Annotated in this window: 14 protein-coding genes; 2 read left to right on the top strand and 12 right to left on the bottom strand. The window is 73.1% G+C overall.

Features of this window, described 5'->3' with window-relative positions:
* Positions 1-79 precede the first annotated feature (79 nt).
* Positions 80-736, top strand: coding sequence for an alpha/beta fold hydrolase (locus tag ACF08F_RS22710; RefSeq protein ID WP_392300344.1), 657 nt, complete (start codon positions 80-82; stop codon positions 734-736).
* A gap of 21 nt (positions 737-757) precedes the next feature.
* Here ACF08F_RS22710 and ACF08F_RS22705 read toward each other — a convergent pair whose 3' ends face one another.
* The 5 genes from ACF08F_RS22705 to ACF08F_RS22685 form a co-directional block, all read right to left on the bottom strand.
* Positions 758-1,450, bottom strand: coding sequence for an adenosylcobinamide amidohydrolase (locus ACF08F_RS22705; RefSeq protein WP_392300343.1), 693 nt, complete (start codon positions 1,448-1,450; stop codon positions 758-760).
* A gap of 131 nt (positions 1,451-1,581) precedes the next feature.
* Complete coding sequence (locus ACF08F_RS22700) at positions 1,582-3,825, bottom strand: alpha-N-acetylglucosaminidase (RefSeq protein ID WP_392300342.1); 2,244 nt, start codon at positions 3,823-3,825, stop codon at positions 1,582-1,584.
* Positions 3,826-4,249: 424 nt separating this feature from the next.
* A complete protein-coding gene (locus ACF08F_RS22695) occupies positions 4,250-5,089 on the bottom strand; it encodes an aldo/keto reductase (protein WP_392300341.1) in 840 nt (279 codons plus the stop codon).
* Positions 5,090-5,142: 53 nt separating this feature from the next.
* Positions 5,143-5,568 (bottom strand): heme-binding protein, encoded by a 426-nt coding sequence (locus ACF08F_RS22690; protein WP_392300340.1) that lies wholly within the window; start codon positions 5,566-5,568, stop codon positions 5,143-5,145.
* Between the two features lie 43 nt (positions 5,569-5,611).
* Positions 5,612-6,826 (bottom strand): MFS transporter, encoded by a 1,215-nt coding sequence (locus ACF08F_RS22685; protein ID WP_392300339.1) that lies wholly within the window; start codon positions 6,824-6,826, stop codon positions 5,612-5,614.
* A 275-nt stretch (positions 6,827-7,101) separates the two neighbouring features.
* Between ACF08F_RS22685 and ACF08F_RS22680 the strand changes: the two genes are divergently transcribed.
* Positions 7,102-8,742: a right-handed parallel beta-helix repeat-containing protein gene (locus ACF08F_RS22680; protein WP_392300338.1), complete on the top strand. Its 1,641-nt coding sequence runs from the start codon at positions 7,102-7,104 to the stop codon at positions 8,740-8,742.
* A 79-nt stretch (positions 8,743-8,821) separates the two neighbouring features.
* On the opposite strand, the gene ACF08F_RS22675 is transcribed toward ACF08F_RS22680, so the two are convergent.
* From ACF08F_RS22675 to ACF08F_RS22645, 7 genes are all read right to left on the bottom strand, one after another.
* Positions 8,822-10,297 carry a UDP-glucose dehydrogenase family protein gene (locus tag ACF08F_RS22675; RefSeq protein ID WP_392300337.1) on the bottom strand — a complete coding sequence of 492 codons (1,476 nt, stop codon included), beginning with the start codon at positions 10,295-10,297 and terminating at the stop codon, positions 8,822-8,824.
* A gap of 59 nt (positions 10,298-10,356) precedes the next feature.
* On the bottom strand, positions 10,357-11,379 hold the full coding sequence (gene galE / locus ACF08F_RS22670) for a UDP-glucose 4-epimerase GalE (protein ID WP_392300336.1): 1,023 nt from the start codon (positions 11,377-11,379) through the stop codon (positions 10,357-10,359).
* A 45-nt stretch (positions 11,380-11,424) separates the two neighbouring features.
* Positions 11,425-13,305 (bottom strand): glycosyltransferase family 2 protein, encoded by a 1,881-nt coding sequence (locus ACF08F_RS22665; RefSeq protein WP_392300335.1) that lies wholly within the window; start codon positions 13,303-13,305, stop codon positions 11,425-11,427.
* Positions 13,306-13,442: 137 nt separating this feature from the next.
* Positions 13,443-14,537, bottom strand: a complete 1,095-nt coding sequence (locus ACF08F_RS22660) for a UDP-glucuronic acid decarboxylase family protein (protein WP_392300334.1) — start codon at positions 14,535-14,537, stop codon at positions 13,443-13,445.
* 315 nt (positions 14,538-14,852) lie between these two features.
* Positions 14,853-16,388 (bottom strand): glycosyltransferase family 39 protein, encoded by a 1,536-nt coding sequence (locus ACF08F_RS22655; RefSeq protein WP_392300333.1) that lies wholly within the window; start codon positions 16,386-16,388, stop codon positions 14,853-14,855.
* A gap of 135 nt (positions 16,389-16,523) precedes the next feature.
* Positions 16,524-18,974, bottom strand: a complete 2,451-nt coding sequence (locus tag ACF08F_RS22650) for a discoidin domain-containing protein (protein WP_392300332.1) — start codon at positions 18,972-18,974, stop codon at positions 16,524-16,526.
* Positions 18,975-19,268: 294 nt separating this feature from the next.
* Positions 19,269-20,285 (bottom strand): LacI family DNA-binding transcriptional regulator, encoded by a 1,017-nt coding sequence (locus ACF08F_RS22645; RefSeq protein WP_392300331.1) that lies wholly within the window; start codon positions 20,283-20,285, stop codon positions 19,269-19,271.
* Between the last annotated feature and the right edge of the window lie 42 nt (positions 20,286-20,327).

Here is a 20,327-nt window from a genome sequence, read left to right as displayed (position 1 = left end):
ACTCCTGGAGGTACCCCATGGCGTGGCGGCGGTCCGGACACGCGGCGCACTCGAACAGCGCGAGCGGTACGGTTTCCCGGTGACCCCGGGAACCGGCTGCCGCGCGAGGCCTTCCGAGCCCGGCACCCTGCTCGTCCGCAGTGCGCCGGCGGTGCCCGCCGCGGCGGTCCTGCTCCTCCACGGCGGCCGTGCCGACGGGCCGGAGCCGCCGCCCGCGCTCAACCTGCCCGCGCTGCGCATGCGGCCCTTCGTCGGCGCCGTGACCCGCGCGGTCCGGGGCCGGGACGTGCTGGTCGCCGAGGTGCGGTACCGCCACCGCGGCTGGAACGGCGAGCGGGCCGACGCCGCCCGGGACGCCGAGGCCGCCCTCGTCCGGCTCCGGGAGCGTGTCGGGTCCGTGCCCGTGGTGCTCCTGGGCCACTCCATGGGGGGCCGCGCCGCGCTCGCCGCCGCCGGCGACCCGGCCGTCCGGGGTGTCGTCGCCCTCGCGCCCTGGTGCCCCACCGGCGAACCCGTCGACCACCTCGGCGGCCGCCGGCTCTACCTCCTGCACGACGAGACCGACCGGGTCACCTCGGCCCGCGAGTCCTGGGACTTCGTCCGCAGGGCCCGCGCGGCGGGCGCGGACGCGGCGGGCATCCCGATGCCGACGGGCGGCCACTCCATGCTCCGGGGAGCCGGCTTCTGGCACCGCCGCGCGGCGGAACTCACGGCGGCTCTGCTCTCGCACGGCTGACACCGCCGTCCGGCGTTCCGTCTAAGGAACCAGCAGGCCCACGCAGGCGTCGTACGTCGCCCGGTGCACCGCCCGCGCCAGCCGCGCGCCCCAGAGCGAGCGCGGCCCCGCGAAGGCCTCGGCGGGCGCGTCAGGGCCGCTTCCGGCGGGCGAGGGCGCGGCCACGCAGACGGCGTCCGTCGGTGTGCCCGAGGCGTCCGCGCCGAGTTCGACGAGGGCCTGCACCTTCGCCTCGGTGGCGGTGGCGACCGCGTTGACCAGGGCGGCGTCCGTGAGCGGCACGGGCAGCGACACGATGATGTTGATCGTCCCCGGGCGCGGGGCAGCGACGCCGCCGGCCTCCGGTGCGGCCGCCCAGCCCCGTACCCCGATCCCGGCCGTCACCACGGCCTCGGCGCCGCCGTCCGCCGCGTACCGCCGGTCCTCGACCGAGGCCGCCGTCATGAGCCCCACCCCGGGCCCCGCGAGTCCGGCCCCCGCGGCCAGCGCGCGGAGGTGGTCGACGGGGTCGAGCCGGTCGTAGCCGGGCGGGACCTGTGCGTTCAGGACCCAGGCCCGCTCCCCGATGCCCCCGCCGAGGACGGCGCTCGACACCATCCGCACGCCGGGCCCCGGGGCCCACACGAGGAGGGGCCACGCGCGGCCCTGCTCGGTGTGGCCGAGCAGGGCGGCGTCGGTCAGTGACGGGCTCGCGAGCAGGGTTCGGGGAAGCACCCCCACACCCTAGGTCCTGTCGTCGAACTCCCGTCGTCCGCCCGAAGGGCGGGCCCTGCGGCGAGAGTGCGTGCATGTCGTCGCGGGGCAGGCGGGAGTTCGACGACAGGACCTAGGGGGCGCCCCGTGCGTCACTGCGACAGGGCCGCCAGCACCTCCCCGGCCAGGGCGACGGGGTCTCCGGTCGGTGTCGTCGGGTACTTCTCGTGGCCGCGGGCCCAGGCGTCGTCCCGTGCGAACCAGTCGATGGGCCGGGGATCCGTGCGGTTCGTCAGCGCCGTGTCGAGACTCGCGAAGTACGCGGCCCAGCGCGGCGCGTACACGTCCCGTACGAGACCGGCCCATTCACGGTTGGCGTAGTCGTGCAGTCCGCCCGACTCGCTCGGCACCCGGTCGCCCCAGGTCGTGAGGATCGAGCGCGCGTCGTACTCCAGGCGGTCGCGTTCGGCGGGGTCGGTGGACCAGGCGCGGGCGTCGGCGAGCCACGGACCGAGGAGGAACCGCCGGTCGGAGGCGACCAGCCGCCCGAGCAGCTCCAGTTGGGCGTTCCACTCGGCCACCAGCTCCCGGAACCGCTCCGTGTCCTTGGCCTCGTACGCGGTCCTGATGCGCGGCAGCAGGACGCGCCCGCGATTGCTGAGCGCCTGCCGGGCCACGTCCACGACGTCGAAGCGGTAGGCGTCCGTCGCCCGCAGCCGGGGCGCCACCCGGAGCAGTTCGGCGAGCGCGCGCTCCACGGTGGCGGCGTCGTACCGCATGGCGGTCGGGCTCCAGCGGGCCGCCCTGGCCGCCGTCAGGCTCGGCCGTGCGGCGAGGAGGCCGTCCTGCGGCTCGCTCCACGTCCCGGACGGCATGCTGTACGGGCCGAGGCGCAACTGCTCCCACGCGGCCGCGGCGTGCGGGTCGGCGCCGCCGTACCGCCGGGCGGCGTACGCCGCGAACCACTCCCGGTGGTCGACCGGTCCCGGCTCCCAGGCGAGTTCGGTGAACAGGTCGAACGCCGCCGGGTTCCCGCCGGTGCCCTCCGGGAGGTAGGCGATGCCGCGCAGCGCGCTGCCGGGCGCGGTCAGCCACGCGTGGAAACGACCCGCCCACACAGCGGTGTTGGCACCCAGGCTGGTGTGGCCGCCGAAGTTGCCGATCGAGCCGAAGGCGTACGGCGTACCGCCCCACTGGGCGTCCCGGTCGAGCCCCTCGTACCGGTCGGAGAGGCCGTCGACGACGAGCACCCGGCGGCGGTCCACGCCGCTCAGCAGCGTCTCGGAGGGGTTGCGCTGCCAGCCGAGCATGACCCAGGTGGCGCCGGGGTGCGCCGTCTCCAGGGCCTGCTGGACGGCCCCCGCCGCGCCCGCCACGTCGACGGGCCCCGGGGTGCCGCCCTCGTGCAGGAGGTCCATCTTGAACATGTCGGTGTCACCGAACCGCCGCTGCTGGACCCGGTAGTACGCCGCGGCCAGCTGCGCGAAGACGGGCCCGGTCGGGTCCAGCCAGTCCGGCCGCGCGAAACCCACCCACCTGCCCTGCGGGACCGTGACCGCGCCCGGGTTCCGGGCGGCGAAGTCCGGCGGGACCGTACCGAAGAAGCCCGGCAGCACCGGCGTCATCCCCAGCGAACGCAGGTGCCCCGCGATCCTGCTGCCCAGCGCCGCGCGGGCGTCGATCAGCTGCTCGGAGACCGGTCCCGCGAAGCCCGACATGTTCTGCAGCAGCCACCAGGCCTGGTGGGCCGGGGCCGGGATCCAGGCGCGCAGCTCGGCCGCGGTGTAGCCGAACCTCTGGAGGGCGTGGTGGTAGGCGTACTCGGCCCCCGTCGGCACGAAGACCTCGTTCACGCCGTGCAGCGCCATCAGGTCGATGTCGTGCCGGTACGAGGCGAAGCCGCGGTATGCGCCCGAGTACCCCTCGTCGGTGTCGTTGAGGGCGTAGCGGTGCGGCACGGCCGCGCTGCGGGTGACCGTGCCGGTGACCTTGGGGAGCCTGCCGGGCAGACGGCCGAGGCTGTCGCCGGGCCACCCGATGTCGACACCGGCGACCCGCTCCAGGTACCAGCCGACCCCGGTGAGGAGGGTGGCGGGCGAGGTGCCGCGGACCCGGATGGCGCCGGCCGTCCCGGAGAGGGAGAAGTAGTCGCCGGAGCCGGGCTCCTCGACGGCTTCCAGCTCGAACTGCCCGGCCACGGACGGCATCAGCCGCTCCAGCGCGGCCCGGGCGGGCTCGGTGTCGAAGGGGGGACCGGGCGGCGGACCGGCGGCCGGGGCGGGTACGGGGGCGGGGCCCGGCGCGGCTGTCGTGGCGGCGGGGGAGACCGCGGTCAGGAGGGCGAGCGCCGTGACGACGAGCGCAGGCCGGCATCGAAGGTACAGACGACTGGCCATCCGGCTCCTGATCGAGGAGGGCCTCCTGGAGACCGAGGAGGACGAAAGGGGCGAGGAGGAAGGAAACGTGGATCATTGTGGGGTGGTCCGTGCCCACCGGGAGGTAGGCGGAGCCGTGCACCGCAGGCCGGTCATCCTGCCGGGTGTGCGCCGAACGTATGTGCCGAACGTGGGGGCCGGACCACGTCCGGCGGTGTCACAGGGTTCGCGGCGGGATGCGCGGGGTGGCCCGTCGGGCGAGCCGATCCCGGACGGTCTCTCCCGCGGGGCCGCAAGGAAGGGATGCCCCGGGACGGCCGCCGGCACTCCGATGACGGGTGCGACTTCCCGGGCGGGACCTCGCGGTGGGTCCGGTGCCTCGGAGTGCCGGGGTGTGACGTGGCGGGCCCGGGCACTCGACGCCTGGGCCCGTCGGGGGTGAGGGTCAGTTGAGTTCGTCGGGGTGCGGGCCGGTGCGCAGGCCGCGGTCGAGCGTGGCCAGGGAGCCCATCTCGTCGTCCGTGAGGGCGAAGTCGAAGACCTCGAAGTTCTCGCGGATCCGGGACGGGGTCACCGACTTGGGGATGACGATGTTGCCCAGCTGGAGGTGCCAGCGCAGGACGACCTGGGCGGGTGACTTGCCGTACCGGGCGGCGAGCTCGCCGATGAGCTCGTCGTCGAGGACCGCGCCCTGGGCGAGCGGGCTCCACGCCTCCGTGGCGATCCCGTGCTCGGCGTGGAACGCGCGCAGCTCCGACTGCTGCAGACCCGGGTGCAGCTCGACCTGGTTGACGGCCGGGACCAGCTTCGAGCCCTCCGCCAGCCGCGAGAGGTGCCCGGGCTGGAAGTTGGAGACGCCGGCCGCGCGGATGCGGCCCTCCTCGGCGAGGCGCTCCAGGGCGCGCCAGGAGTCGCGGTACAGGTCCCGGGCCGGGGTCGGCCAGTGGATCAGGTAGAGGTCGACGTAATCGAGGCCGAGCTTGGCGAGGCCGGCGTCGAAGGCGCGCAGGGTGGCCTCGTACCCCTGGTCGGCGTTCCACAGCTTCGTGGTGACGAACAGCTCCTCGCGGGGCAGTCCGGAGGCGGCCAGCGCGCGGCCGACGCCGGTCTCGTTGCCGTAGATCGCGGCGGTGTCGATGCTGCGGTAGCCGGTCTCGAGCGCGGCGGTGACGGCGGCGGCGGTCTCGTCGTCGGGGACCTGGAAGACGCCGAAGCCGAGCTGGGGGATCTCGACGCCGTTGTTCAGGGTGACGGTGGCGACGGCGGGGGTGGCGGAGGGCGCCATGGTGCGGTTCTTCCTTCACTTGGTGGGGGTGGTGCGGGTGGTGCGGGGCCTCGTCAGCGGGTGAGCTCCGCGAGTGCGGCGGTGGCGATGCCGTGGTCCTGCTCGGGAGCACCGCCGCCGACACCGATCGCGCCGATCAGCCGGCCGTCGCGGTGGACGGGGAGGCCGCCGGCGATGAACAGCAGCGGACGGTCGAGCGCGGTGGGCAGCGAGTGGAACGGCCCGTCGGGCTTCACGAGCTCGACGAGGTCGGCGGTCGGGGCGTTCAGCTGGAGCGCGGTGTACGCCTTGCGGGTGCTGGTCTCGCCGGAGATCAGGACCGACCGGTCGTCCCGGCGGAACGCGAGCAGGTGTCCGCCGGCGTCCAGGACGGTGACGCTGACCTGGACCCCGGCCGCCTCGGCGGCGCGCGTCGCGGCGGTGATCAGGACCTCGGCGTCGGCAGTCGTCAGCGGGGTGACGGCGGTGGTGGTGCTCATGGTGCTGCTCCTGGGATCGGGTGGAAGGGGAGGGGCGGGGTGGTCAGTGGTGCACGGGGGTACGGGCGGTGTCGGCGAGGACGGCGGTGTCGGACCGTGACGGCGCCGTCACGGGGGCGCGGCGCTCCAGGGCGGCGGACCAGAAGGCGAGGCCGAGGGCCGCGGCGGCGAGGACGGCGCCGACCCAGTTCGGGGACGTGTAGCCGAAGCCGGAGGCGATGACGAGGCCGCCGAGCCACGCGGCGAGTGCGTTGCCGAGGTTGAAGGCGCCGATGTTCACGGCGGAGGCCAGCGTCGGCGCGCCGTGCGCCTGGTCCAGCACCCGCTTCTGCAGCGGCGGCACGGTGGCGAAGCCGAGCGCCCCGACGAGCAGGACGGCGATCGCGGCGAGGACCTTGTGGTGGGCGAAGACCGTGAACAGTGCGAGGACGACCGCGAGCCCGCCGAGCGTGGTGTACAGCAGGGGCATCAGGGCGCGGTCGGCGTACCGGCCGCCGACCAGGTTGCCGAGGAACATGCCGACGCCGAAGAGGACGAGCAGCCAGGTGACGGAGCCCTCGGCGAAGCCGGCGACGTGGGTCATCATCGGGGCGATGTAGGTGATCGCGGCGAAGACACCGCCGAAACCGAGCACCGTCATGGCCATGGCGAGCAGCACCTGCGGGTTGCGGAAGGCGGTCAGTTCCCCGCGCAGCCGGGCGCCCTCGGGGCGCGGGGTGGCCGGGACCAGCTTGGCGATGCCGAAGAGTCCGACGACGCCGAGCCCGGCGACGATCGCGAAGGTGGTGCGCCAGCCGACGGCCTGCCCGATGAAGGTGCCCAGGGGCACGCCCACGATGTTGGCGACGGTGAGACCGGTGAACATGGTGGCGATGGCGCCGGCCTTCTTGTCCGGGGCGACCAGCTCGGCCGCCACGACGGAGCCGATGCCGAAGAACGAGCCGTGGGCGAGCGAGGCGACGACCCGGCCGGTCAGCATCAGCCCGAAGCTCGGGGCGAGGGCGGACAGGATGTTGCCGATCACGAACAGGCCCATGAGCAGCAGGAGCATCCGCTTCCGGCTGACCTTGGTGCCGAACGCCGTGAGCAGGGGGGCACCGATGACGACGCCGAGCGCGTAACCGGTGACGAGGAGACCGGCCGTCGGGATGGTGACGCCGTAGTCGGCGGCGATCTCGGGCAGCAGCCCCATGATCACGAATTCGGTGGTGCCGATTCCGAAGGCCCCGATGGCCAGGGCGAGGAGTGCGAGCGGCATGGCTCAACCCTTCCACAATTGCTTGAGTGAGCGCTTTACGTGCCTTCACAATAGTTGCAGACGCGCCATAAGTGCAAGCGCGGATAGTCCGTGCGCTCGGGGTGGTGGTGGCCGCAGGCGAATCGAGCTTCCGTGCGTCGTCGGCGTTTCGTCTGTCCGGCTTCTGGCACTCTGTCCCTGGATGGGGGGTATGTCATGCGGAAAGTCGATAAGGGGTATGCGTGGATGCGGAGAACCGAAGCCGGACGTTGAGGGCCGCCGCCGGAGTCTCGGCCGTGGTGCTTCTGCTGCTCACGGGGTGTGACGTGCCCGGTGTCCACCGACCGGCCCGCCCCGCCACGGGCGGTCCGTTCACCTTCTACGTGAGCCGCGACGGGGACGACAGCAACGACGGAATGTCGCCGGCGGCGGCGTGGCGGACCCTCGACCACGCGAACACCGTGCGGTTCCGGCCGGGCGACCGCCTCCGGCTCAAGGGCGGCGAGCGGTTCGCCGGCAGCATCACCCTGGACGAGGACGAGGCGGGCAGCGCGACGAAGCCGGTCGTGATCGAGTCGTACGGCGCCGGGCGCGCGACGATCGCCCCACGCGGGACGTCGGGCATCACCGTGCGCGACACGGCCGGCGTGGAGGTGAGGGACATCGTCCTCGTCGGCGACCGGAAGTCACGGCGCGAGGGCGTCGGCATCGCGCTGCGCAACACCCTGCCGGACACCCGTCGGCTCAGCCACGTCAGGATCACGAACGTGGAGGCGAGCGGATTCCAGAACGGGATCAGCGTCGGCGCCGAGGGTGAGGCGCGCGCCGGCTTCGGGGACGTACGGATCGTCGACGTCTCCGTGCACGACAACCTCGAGACCGGACTCGTCGTCTACGGACCCGCGTTCCGGGCCGCGGACCCCGCGTACGCGCACTCCGGACTCCGGATCCAAGGCGTCACGGCGTACGCCAACACCGGCGATCCGGAGAGCGACCGGCGCAACACCGGCAGCGGCATCTCGCTCGGCAGCGTGCTGGACGCGAAGGTGGTGGGCTCGGTGGCCCACGACAACGGCTCGAAGTCCGCCGCCGACGCTCAGGAGGGCCCCGAGGGCATCTGGGTCTACGACTCCTCCCGCGTCGTCCTGGAGCACAACAAGTCGTACCGCAACCGCACCGGATCACGCGTCGACGGCGGCGGGTTCGGCCTCGACAACAACGTGTCCTTCGCCGTCGTGCAGTACAACCTCGCCTACGGCAACGACGGTCCCGGCTTCCTCGTCTACTCGGGCCAGCCGACCGGCGCCCACCACGACAACGTCGTCCGCTTCAACATGAGCTGGGACGACGCCAGGAAGCTGCCCGAGTACGGCGGCATCGTCGCCTACGGCACCCGCATGAAGAACCTCGACATCCACCACAACACGGTCGTGATGCGCACCGAGGGACTCCCGTCCGCGGCGGCCGCGGGCATCCGGCCCCCGGCCCTGCGGCTGCGCGACGGCATGGCCGGTGTGCGCGTCGCCAACAACGTCTTCGCGACCGACGGCGGCCCCCTGATCGACACCCAGTCGGCGTACGGCCGGAGCACCGTCAGGCTCGCGGGCAACGACTACTACAGCACCGGCGGCTGGGCCCTGGAGTGGGGCGCGCAACGCCACACGTCCCTGGACGGCTGGCGTGTCGCGTCCGGCCAGGAGACGCTGGACGGCGTTCCGACCGGCCTCAGCGAGGACCCGTGTCTGAGCGGCCTGACCGCGCCGGTCACGGACGGCTCCGCCGGTCCGGAGAGCCTGGTGCCCCGCTGCGAGGGCCTGGTGCCCCTCGGCGTGGATCCGTGGGCCCTCGGCATCGACCCGGGTCCCGTCGACTACTTCGGGCACCCGGTTCCGCGGACTCCGGTGGTCGGGGCCGTCCAGCCCGCCGCCACCGACTGAGCCGGCCCCGGGTGCCGTGCGGCGCTGCCCGGCCGGCCGAGCCGGTCCGGGCAGCGCGCCGCCGGGCACCACCGGCTCGCTACGTCCCGCTGACAGAGCCGACGCCGCCCACCGGGCTGACGGGTACCGCGGGGGACGGCACACCGGATGCCTGCGAACCGGACGCCGCCGGGGACGCGATGAGCGTGCGCAGGGCCTCCACCGACCGGTCGCCGGCCTGCCGCGGCTCCTCCGGCGGCGGCACCGGACGCCCCAGCGCCTTCACGGTCCAGCCGGCCGCGCGCCACGCGTCGTGCGGGAGCGCGTCGCGCCCGTCGATCAACAGCGGGATACGCACCACGCGGGCCAGCTTGACCGGATCCAGCTCGCGGTACTCGCTCCACTCGGTGAGGTGCAGCACGAGCTCGGCGCCCTGGCATGCCGTCAGCAGGTCTGCCCCGCAGGGCAGTTCCGGGTGTTCGAGCACGGCCTTCGCCGCGCCCTCGGGGTCGTGGACCCGGACCCGCGCGCCCTGCCGGTGCAGCTCCGCCGCGACGGCCAGCGCCGGCGAGTCCCGTACGTCGTCGCTGTTCGGCTTGAACGCGGCGCCCAGCACCGTGACCCGCCGGCCCGTGAGGTCGCCGCCGAGCAGCCGCCGGGCGAGCGCGACGGTCCGGCTCCGCTGCCGCTGGTTGATCTCGTCGACCTGGCCGAGGAAAGCCACCGCGGGCCCGACGCCGAGCTCCTGGGCGCGGGCCGAGAACGCCCGGATGTCCTTGGGCAGACAGCCGCCGCCGAAGCCGAGCCCCGCGTTCAGGAACTGCCGGCCGATCCGGGTGTCGTGGCCGAGCGCGTCGGCGAGGGTGGCGACGTCCGCGCCGGTGGCGTCGCAGATCTCGGCCATCGCGTTGATAAAGGAGATCTTCGTGGCCAGGAAGGAGTTGGCCGCGGACTTGACCAGCTCCGCCGTGTTCGGGTCGGTGACGAGGTACGGGACGCCCGCCGCCAGCATCGGGGCGTACACGCGGCGCAGCGTCTCGTCCGCCGCCTCGCCGGTCACACCGGTGACGATCCGGTCCGGCCGCAGCGTGTCGTCGACGGCGAAGCCCTCGCGCAGGAACTCCGGGTTCCAGGCGAGGTCCACGCGCGTGCCCGGAGGCGCGAGCCGGGCGACACGGGCGGCCAGCCGGGCGGTCGTGCCCACGGGGACCGTGGACTTGCCGACGAGCAGACAGGGCGCGGACAGGTGCGGGACCAGTCCGTCGACGACGGCGTCCACGTACCGCAGGTCGGCGGCCTGGGAGCCGGCCTGCTGCGGGGTGCCGACGCAGATGAAGTGGACCTCGCCGTGCGCCGCCGCCTCTCGTAGATCGGTGGTGAAGCGCAGCCGGCCGGAGTCGAGCGCCCGGGTCAGGACGTCCTCGAATCCCGGCTCGTAGAAGGGGGGTCGGCCTTCGGCGAGGCCGGCCACCTTCTCGGGGTCGACGTCCACACCGAGGACGTCGTGTCCGATCTCGGCCATGCAAGCGGCGTGCACGGCTCCCAGATATCCCGTACCGATGACGGTCAACCGCATGCGTTGTGCTCCTGTCTGCGCGGGGGAGGGGAAGGCGGGAGTGGGGGGGGAGGGGAGGCTCAGGGGGCGTAGCCGTACGGGTTCTGCTGCTGGAAGCGCCAGGCGTCGCGGCACATCGCGGCCAGGTCGTGGCGCGCCTTCCAGCCCCAGGCCGCGGCGACCTTCGACGGATCGGCGACGAGTTCCGCGACGTCGCCGGGGCGGCGCCCGGTGACGCGGTACGGGATCGGGCGGCCGGAAACCTCCTGGAAGGTGCGCACGAGGTCCAGGACCGACGCGCCGCGTCCGGTGCCGAGGTTGAGGATCGTCATGCCGGGCTCGTCGTCGAGGTGGTCGAGGGCCGCGCGGTGCCCCTCGGCGACGTCCACGACATGGATGTAGTCGCGGATGCCGGTGCCGTCGGGCGTCGGGTAGTCGTCGCCGAAGACGCTCAGCTCCTCGCGGCGGCCCACGGCGATCTGGGTGAGGTACGGCATGATGTTGCCGGGCACGCCGTGCGGGTCCTCGCCGAGCAGCCCGGTGGGGTGGGCGCCGGCCGGGTTGAAGTAGCGCAGGGCCAGTACCCGCAGCTCGGGCACGTGCCGGCAGGCGTCCGCCAGGATCCGCTCGCAGGTCCACTTGCTGGTGGCGTACGGGTTCGTCGGCGCGGCCGGGGACGCCTCGGTCAGGGGGACGGTCGTCGTGTCGCCGTAGACCGAGCACGACGACGAGAACACCAGCCGGTGCACCCCGTGGTCGTGCATGGCCGAGATCAGGGCCGTGGTGCCGCCGACGTTGATGTCGTAGTACGTGAGCGGGATCTGCACCGACTCGCCGACGGCCTTCTTCGCGGCGAAGTGGATCACCGCGTCGATCGGGTGGGCGGTGAAGACGGCGTCCAGGGCCCGGCGGTCACGTACGTCCCCGACATGGGCCGCCGCGATCGGACGGCCGGCGATCTTGGCGACGCGTTCGAGGGCCTCGGGGGAGCTGTTGGAGTGGTCGTCGAGGACGACGACCTCGTGGCCGGACGCGAGCAGCTCGACGCAGGTGTGGCTGCCGATGAAACCGGCGCCGCCGGTGACAAGGACCGTACGGGGCATGGGGAACCCTCATTTCTCGGCCGGCCGCGCGGGCCGGCCGGGCCGTCACCAGGCGTAGTAGCCGGTGAGATAGGTGGGGAAGACGTACACGGCGAGCGCCAGGGGAACCGCGCACACCAGCCCGCAGCAGAGCGGGAGCGCGGCCGTGCGCAGGGCTCGGACCATGGGGACACCGGTGGCGCGCGCGGTCTCCTTGACGTGCAGTACGCCGATCGCGAGCGTCACGGCGGCGTACGAGGCGGCGCCGAGCAGACAGAGGAAGACATAGCCCACGGCGGGTCCGGTGAACTGGCCGACGAGCGCCGAGCCCGACAGGACCGTGGTGATCAGCAGGTACGGGGCGACGGTGCGCAGCGGGAGCGGCTCCAGGCCGTCGCGCTTCTTCGGTGTGACCTTGAAGGTGATCTGACGGGGCCGCAGCTTCTGCAGCACCGCGGCGAGCACGCCCCAGGCGACGTACGGCCAACGGGACAGGCCGAACAGCCAGATCTCCCAGCTGAGGACGGCGGAGTCCCGGGGGCGCAGCAGTCCGCGGCGGCGGCAGAGCAGTGTCAGCAGGATCAGCCAGACGGACATGCTCCAGAAGTGCGCCAGGAACTCCCCGTAGTTGACGTTGATCCAGGGCGCGCCGGTGATCGCGGCGATCGGCGGCAGCGCGATGCCCACGACGGTGGCCGCGGCGAGCAGCGGGTAGAACATCAGCGCCGTGGCGAAGCGCACACGCAGCTTGAGCGGCATCCGGCCGAGGTGGCGGGGCAGCATCCCCAGAAGCATCACCGCGAGGCTGCGGGACCACTGGAACTCCTGCGTGATCATCGCGCCGAAGGTGAGCGGTCCTTCGCCGTGCGCCTCCGCGTCGATCGCGAACGCGCCGTGCCATCCGGCCGAGTTGAGCAGGAACGTGGTCGAGAAGTCCTCGGCGAGCTCGGGTCCGAGGCCGCCGATGTCCCGCAGGGCCCGGGTGCGGACGGCGTAGTGGGAGCCGATGCACACGGGCGCCAGGCCGGCCGAGTGGCCCAGCTGCACGGGTCCGTGGAACATGGCCTCGCGCTGCAGCCGGCCGCGGGCGGCCCAGGACTCGGCGGCGTTGGAGTCGCAGACGCTGGGAGCCGCGACGTAACCGATGGCCGGGTCGGCGAAGGGGCGCACGACCTCGGTGAGGTACCGGGGGCCGGGCACGTGGTCGCAGTCGAGCTGGGCGACCACGTCGTAGTGGGCGTATCCCCAGTGGTCGTAGAAGAAGGCGAGGTTGCCCTCCTTGCAGCGCGTGCGCCGTGGCCACTCGGCCCGGTGGTAGTCGGCGCGGCCGCGCCGGCAGGAGACGTGGACGCCGTGGTTCCCGCACCAGTCCAGGATCTCTTCGGTCGGGTCCTCGTCGCACAGCCACACGTCGTAGGCGTACGGGAAGTCCTGGGTGAGCATCGCCTCCAGGGTGGTGCGGGCGATGTCCCAGCTCTCGGAAGGGGCACGGGTGACCACGAACGCGGTGTGGAGCGCCGGCACGCCGACGGCCGGATCGAAGCGGCGCATCCGGATCAGCGCGACGAGGAAGTGCACCGGCAGGTAGGTCAGATAGAGCAGCAGGGCGCTGTTGACGACGAGACCGAGCCAGCCGATGCGGTGCGCGGGCTGGAGCCACCAGGCCCAGAACCAGACGAGGCAGGCCACCCAGCCGAGGGACAGCAGGACGACGAGGACGCGGTCGACGCGCGAGAAGGCGCGTACGAAGCTCGACGGGCGCGTGTCGCGCCGGCGCGGCGGCCCGGCGAGGACCGGGCCGTCCGGGCCGATGGAGGCCACGGATCCGCCGGACAGGGTACGGATCTCCGCGCCCAGCGCCTCCCATTCCTCCGGGGAGCCGGGTGCGGGGGAGAGGAGGAGGGGATCCTGGACGGTCCCGGTGGGACCTTGCTCCAACGACGTCATGGCAGCGAGTTCTCCGGGCGGTGCGTGAGCGGGCCGTGGGATACGGAGGAGGCGGGGGAGCCGGGGGGAAGCGCCGGCGGCGGAAGGGCGGGAAGCCCCCGGACGGTGCGGCGGGGGAGGAGCGGGCCTCGCGCGGATCAGCCGCCCGAGCCGGACGGACCGGCGGTCGTGGGCGTCGCACCGGCGGTCTCGGCGGCCGGGCCGGGGATCGTCTGCGCCGCCGTGGTGGCGCCGGTCACCGCGGTGAGGGGCACCGTCTCGTCCTGGCCGCCGCGGATCGCCGCGGCCGAGGCGCCGAGCCGGTCCGGCCGGGCGGCGAAGTACGCGACGGTCCTGCGCAGGCCCTCGGTGATGTCGATCTCCGGCTGCCAGCCGAGGATCTCCTGGGCCCGGGTGATCACCGGGCGGCGGCGGACCGGATCGTCGGCGGGCAGCGGGTGGTGCTGCACCTCGGAGGGCGACCCGGTCATGGCCAGGACCGCCTCGGCGAGCTCGGTGACGGTCCGTTCGACCGGGTTGCCCAGGTTGAACGGACCCATCTCGGAGGAGTCGAGGAGCGCCAGGAGACCGCGGACCAGGTCGTCGACGTAGCAGAAGCTGCGGGTCTGCTTGCCGTCGCCGTAGATCGTCAGGGGCTCGCCGGTGAGGGCCTGGGTGATGAAGCTGGACACCACCCGCCCGTCGTGCGGGCGCATCCGCGGCCCGTAGGTGTTGAAGATGCGCGCGATGCCGACGTCGAGGCCGTGGGTACGGGCGTACGCCGCGGAGACCGCCTCGGCGTATCGTTTCGCCTCGTCGTAGACGCTGCGCGGGCCGATGGAGTTCACATTGCCCCAGTACGCCTCCTCCTGCGGATGGACCAGCGGATCGCCGTAGATCTCACTGGTCGACGCGAGGACGAAACGCGCGTCGTGGCGCAGGGCGAGGCGCAGGGCGTTCTCCGTGCCGCGGCTGCCGGCCCTGAGGGTCTCCAGCGGCCGGCGCAGGTAGTCGGGCGGCGAGGCGGGGGAGGCGAGATGGGCCACGGCGTCGACGCGGCCGACACCCTCCGTCGACACGCTCACGTCGGCGTGCTGGAACGCGAAGCCCGGGTGGGCGAGGAGCGGAGCGATGTTCTCGGGATCACCCGTCGAGAAGTCGTCCAGGCACACCACCGAGTCACCGCGCCGCAAGAGCGCTTCGCAGAGATGTGACCCAAGGAAACCACCGCCACCGGTCACGGCTACGCGCATGTGTTTCTCCAGGTGTGAGAAGCGGAAACGGCGTCACGCCCCACTGGCGCGACGGCCGGAGAAATGCTGATCGGGCGAGCTGATAAGCGCAGCATTCTCGGGAAAATCAAGCAAAAGGGTATGGCCGTACATACGCGTTGTTCTGGAGGCGATTCCGGCTGTTCGGCTGTTCGGCCGATCCCTTCGGCGACCGTCTCCCCGGGAAGTTCCCCAGTTGCCGGGCCGCCGCCGCCGTACGGCCCGCGGGTCACCGTCACGCGCACGTGTGAGTGCGGGGTGCGCGCGCCCGGAGGCCGGCCGCGCGCGGCCGTCGGCTCACTCCCGCACGTACAACTGCACCAGGCCGCTCTTGAGCTGCGTGCTGCGGGCGAGCTCGAATCCCTTGCGCAGGGCGATGACCTTCGGGTCCTCGTCGAACCACTGCTCGCTCCAGGCGCTCGGCCAGGCCACCACCCAGACCCGCCGTTCCGCGCCGATCCGCGCTCCGAGCCCTGCCGCGTCGAACTCCTGGCCGTAGAACGTGCCCGACGCGGCCGCGTCCGCCTTGAGGGCGATGTCGCGGCGGCCGGCGAACTCCCGGTCGTAGGTGAGGAAGATGTGCCGCTGGTACGAGGGGACGAACAGCACCGCGTCGTTCGGGCGCGACTGCGCGGCCACGTACGCGGCGACCTCCCGGAGATCGTCGAGGCGGCCGTCCTTGCCGCGCTGCTGCTCCTGGAAAGGGAGCTGGCACCAGAAGGCGGCCGCGACCGCCACGACGCCGGCCGCCGTCACCACCGGCCGCCAGGGCGCGGAGCGCAGCGCGCCCAGGAAGCGTTCCAGGCCCGCGGCGACCAGCAGCGGGAATCCGGCGAACGCGAACAGCAGGTAGCGGTCGACGAACAGCGGCTTCACGAGCGAGACCGCGAACAGCACCGCCACCGGCAGGACGACGAGCGGCAGCGCCACCGCGGTCAGGCCGACACGGCCGGTGCGCCGCAGAGGCGACAGCACCGCGAGCCCGGCGAGCAGCGCCGCGACCGTCAGCACCCGGACGTCCGGGCCGGCGAACTGCAACGCGAGCAGCCTCAGTTCCTCCACCCCCGGCTGCTGGATCCACGAGGTCTGACCGCCCTGGCGGGAGGAGACCACCGCGAGCGGCACCAGAGGCACGACCGCCGCGCCCGCGGCCGCCGCCCACCGCCGCCAGGCCCCGGGACGGGACCTGGCCGCCAGCACCGTGGCCCCATGGGCGACCAGCATCAGCACGGCGAACTCGTGCAGCAGGGCCGTGCCGGCGACGGCGGCCGCGTACCCGGCCCAGCGTCCGGCCGAGTCGCGCTCGACGGCGCTCACCAGGCACCAGGTGGCGAGCGCGGCACCGGCCGCCACGAGGGCGTACGAGCGGCCCTCCTGCGCGTAGAAGGAGGTGAACGGGGTGGCCGCGTACAGCAGCCCGGCCCACAGGCCCACCCGGGGGCGGGCCAGCCGGCAGCCGATCGCGGCGACCAGTCCTGCGGAGCACGCCGCGCCGAGCACCGACGGGAGCCGCAGCATCACCTCGTCGGCCCGGACGGCGAGGGTGGCGTGCATCAGGAGGTAGTAGAGGCCGTGGACGGCGTCGAGCTCGCCGAGGAGACGCCAGATGTCCGGTACCGAGCGCCGGGCGATCTGGAACGTCGCGGACTCGTCGCGCCACATCGTGCCGCGGTTCAGGCCCCACAGCGCGACGCCGAGCATGACGGCGGTGGGCACGAGGACCGCGCCCGCGGTGGCGAGGCGGCTCGGCGGCTCGGCGGGCGGAGGTGTGCGGTCACCGTCCGGGACGTACCGGGGCGGGGCGCTGCTGACGGGAGAGTTCGCCGTGTGCATGCTCGGACCCTAGGCGTTTCAGGCGTATTCGCCCCGTTTCAACCCTGTCGGGTGAACGCTCTGTCACCTCAACGGAGCTGGAGCGGGCGGCGGCGTCGCCGCTGATGCCCGGGGTGGCGCTGCACGTCTGCGGCGCTACGTGCCCCAGGCCTCGAACTCGTAGACGCGTGCGGCCGGGTCGGTGGTCTGGGTCGGTCTGGTGATCGTCAGGCGGACATAGCGGGCGGTCAGGCCGACCGGGTGGGTCGTGGTACCCGCGGTGTTGCCGGTGACGGTGACGGCGGTCGTCCACGGGCCGCTCGTCGTGTCGCGCACCTGGACGGTGAAGTCGCGGGTGTTCCAGTTCGCGCTCTCACCGCCCGCCTGGGCGTGCTTGACCACGAAGCCCGTCAGGGCACGGGTCGAGCCGAGGTCCACCTCCAGCCACTTGTCGGTGGTCAGCGTGCACCACTTGTCGCTGTTGCCGCCGGAGACCGAGCCGTTGACGGCCTTGGCAGCGGTCTCGGTGCCGCTGCACCGGCCGGAGGTGCTCGCGGGACGGTTCAGCGCCAGGTTGGTCGAGGCGGTGCCGGACCAGCTCACCGTGGTGGTGGCGGGCGCCGAGCGGCCGTACTCGGTGGAGACCGCCTCCACGTCGAGCGTGGTGGAGGTCTCGGTGCCGACCCGGTCGAGCTGGGGGACGAAGTACGCGTCGTTCGGCGTGGCACCGAGGAAGGTGCGGCTGCCGTCCGGGTTGCGCCGGTACACCTCGTAGTGGTGCACCGAGCCGGCGGCCGAGGCGGTCCAGGACATCCGCAGCGACTTGCGGGTGGGGCTGACGTCGGTGGTGCCCAGCACGGTCGGCCCGGTCGGCGGGGCGGCGCTGTCCACCGTCCCGTCGTAGACGGCGAGCTGGCCGAGCTTCACCTCGTACGTCGAGGCGGTGCCGGTGGTCCGCAGGCCGATCTGGGCGATCGTGCGTCCGGCGTACGCCGACAGGTCGAAGGTCCGGCGCTCCCAGCCGGCGGTGGTGGTGGAGCCGAGGTCGAGGGTGGTGAAGGTGGTGGGCGAGTCGGTGAAGGAGATGGCGGCCTTCAGCCGGGTCGGCCCGGCGGCCGGGGTCTTCACGACGGCCGACAGCCGCGTGTCGGCGGCGACCGGGAGCCGGGTCTGGAAGAGCCGGACGGTGTTCTCCGCGTCGAGGGTTCCGGTGAGGCGCAGCGAGGAGCCGCCCTCGTAGGCGTCGCTGAAGTCGATCGACGGGGTGAGTTCGGAGCCGGCGGAACCGACCAGCCAGCGATAGGTGGGCGGGACGTCCTGGAGCGAGAGGTTGTTCCAGCCGGCAGAACTCACCCGGACGCCGCCGGAGTTGTGGAAGTCGCCCTGACCGCTGTTGAAGGAGGTGACGAAGGGCTTGGCGGTCACCGGGGAGGATTCGGGGATGTAGTGCGCCAGGCCCTTCCAGCCGGAGCTGGTGGTGGTGTCGCTCGGGTCGCCGTTGGCTCCGTCCCAGTACCGGGCCTCGCGGGTGTACGAGTCGGCCCGGGAGCTCGCGGAGTTGTACGTCCACTCGGGGCGGTACAGGCCGAGCGAGGTGACGTGCGGCCGGCCCGCCGGGAAGACCGACGCCCAGCTGACCGAGGTGTTGTAGCCGTTGGCCTCGGTGTCGACGCCGGAGAAGAGCTCGTACGCGTCACGGCCCAGCGAACCGGCCAGGGTCCGCGAGGAGTCGAGGCCCGGGGCGCTCCAGTCGAAGTTCAGGAACATCGAGTCCGTGGTGCGTTGCGTACCTTCCTGGAGGAAGGCGTCGTTGGCCGGGGTGAGCGCGTTCTGCCAGCTCACCGGGCCGGACTCGGTCATCGCGTCGTACCACATGAACTCGACCGGGCCCAGGGAGCGGGCGTAGCGCATAGTGTTGCGGACCTCGGTCGCCAGGGCCGAATCCCCGCCACCGGTCTCCTGGTTGACGAACCATCCGTCGAATCCGTAGTGCTGGGCGACCTGCGCGAGCTTGTCGGCCACCGGGTAGCGGCTGCCGGACTTCTGGGTGAAGTCCTTCACCCACTGCAACTGGCCGCCGTAGGCGGCGGGCGGGAAGAACACCGTGCCGTAGACCTTGACGCCGTTGCGGTGGGCGGCGTCGATCACGGTGGAGTTGGGCGCCAGGATCAGGCCCTCGCCGGCCGAGCCGCCCCAGAACACCAGGGTGTCCACGTACTGCCAGTGCCCGAAGGCGTAGTAGTTCGGACTGACGGAGCCCTGGGAGGGGTTGTTCGAGGTGGGCCCGAAGGAGACCAGCGAGACCACCTTGCCCTCCCCGGCGCGGGCGTTGGCGTTGGCCTTGAGCGCCGGGTCCGAGGTGCGTGGCCGGAGCGGGACGCGTGAGCGGTTGAAAGCGGCGTCGGGGTCGGTGCTCGGGTCCCAGCCGAGGAGGGTGTTCGGGTGCCAGTACGACGCGTACGGCTGGTTGCCGGCGGTGGTGACGGCAGAGCCGGTGGCGGCGACAGCGGTGGTCGGGGTGGCTGCGGTGGTCGGGGCGGGGGAGAGGGCCATGGCGACGGCGGTCAGCACGGCGCTCATGATCACGGGCAGCAGGCGTCGGTTCATCCGGGGCTCCGGTCCAGCAGGAGGAGTGGGCGCTGGTGCTCTGGTGGTACGGATGACGCGAAGCAGCGACGGTCGACGACGCGGGACGGGAGGTCCTCCGCGGCGACCCCGCAGGCTCAGTCCGGCAGGCTAAATCCGTTTAGTGGACACGGTCAAGGATCGATGCGGCGGAAATCGCCGTGCCGATCGAGATCGATCGAGAGGGGAGTGGGGCGGCCGACTGCGGCGGCCCCTCCGCGCCCGGCCCTCGCGCCCGGAACCCGCGCCCGGCGGAGCGGTGCGCGGCGCCGATCCTCACCGCGGGCGGGCCGTGGACTCGCGGACCGTCAGCCGTGGCGTGGGGTTCCGCACGTCGCGCGCCGAGGACGGGTCGGCGATCACGGCGAGCAGCTCTCGGGCGACCTGCTCGCCGAGGGCGAACGTGTCGCGGGAGAGCGCGGTGAGCGAGGGGTGGACGATCCGGGCGAGGGCCGAGTCGTCGAAGGAGACGAGCGACAGCTCGCCGGGTACCGCGACGCCCATCTCGGCGGCCACTCCCAGGCCTGCCACCGCCATGACGTCGCTGTCGTAGATGATCGCGGTGGGCCGGTCGGGCCGGGCCAGCAGCATGCGGGTGGCGGCGGCGCCCTCGGCGTCGCTGAAGTCGGTCGGCAGGGAGACGGCCTCGGTCAGGCCGAGCCGACGGGCGCAGTCGCGCACCGCGCGGATCCGGCGCTGGGTGTGCTGGAAGGCGGGCAGGCCGGCCAGATGGGCGATCCGGCGGTGGCCGAGGGCGGCCAGGTAGTCGACGATCGACACCATGGCCTCCCGGTCGTCCGCCCAGACGCTGGGCAGGCTGCCGTGCCGGCCGGGGCCGCCGATCACGAGCGCGGGGATGCCGAGCTCCTCCAGTACGGGGATCCGGGGGTCGCGGACCTGGAGGTCGACGACGACGAAACCGTCCACGCGGTGCTCGGACGTCCAGCGCCGGTAGACCTCGATCTCGGCGGCCGTGTCCTCGAGCACCAGCAGTTGCAGCGCGGTGCCGGAGGCGGACAGTCCTGCCTGCAGGCCGGAGAGCAACTGCCCGAAGAAGGGCTCCAGGCCGATCGTGCGGGCCGGTCGCGCGAGCACCAGGCCGACGGCTCCGGCCCTGGCTCCGCCGAGGGCGCGCGCCGCGCTGTGAGGGCGCCAGTTCATCTTCTCGGCGACGCGCAGGATGCGCTCCCGGGTGGCCTCGCTGACGCCCGCGCGGCCGTTCAGCGCGAACGACACGGCGCCCTTGGAGACCCCGGCCTCACGGGCGATGTCGGCGATCGTCGGTCTGGCCATAAAGCTCCCCCGCCTGCCCCGTGCCGCGCGCACTCCCTTGAC

It is taken from the genome of Streptomyces sp. NPDC015130, assembly GCF_043080005.1.
In the GTDB taxonomy this organism is placed as follows: Bacteria; Actinomycetota; Actinomycetes; order Streptomycetales; family Streptomycetaceae; genus Streptomyces.
Note: the sequence above shows the minus strand (reverse complement) of the source record. Positions and strands in the feature narration are given on the sequence as shown.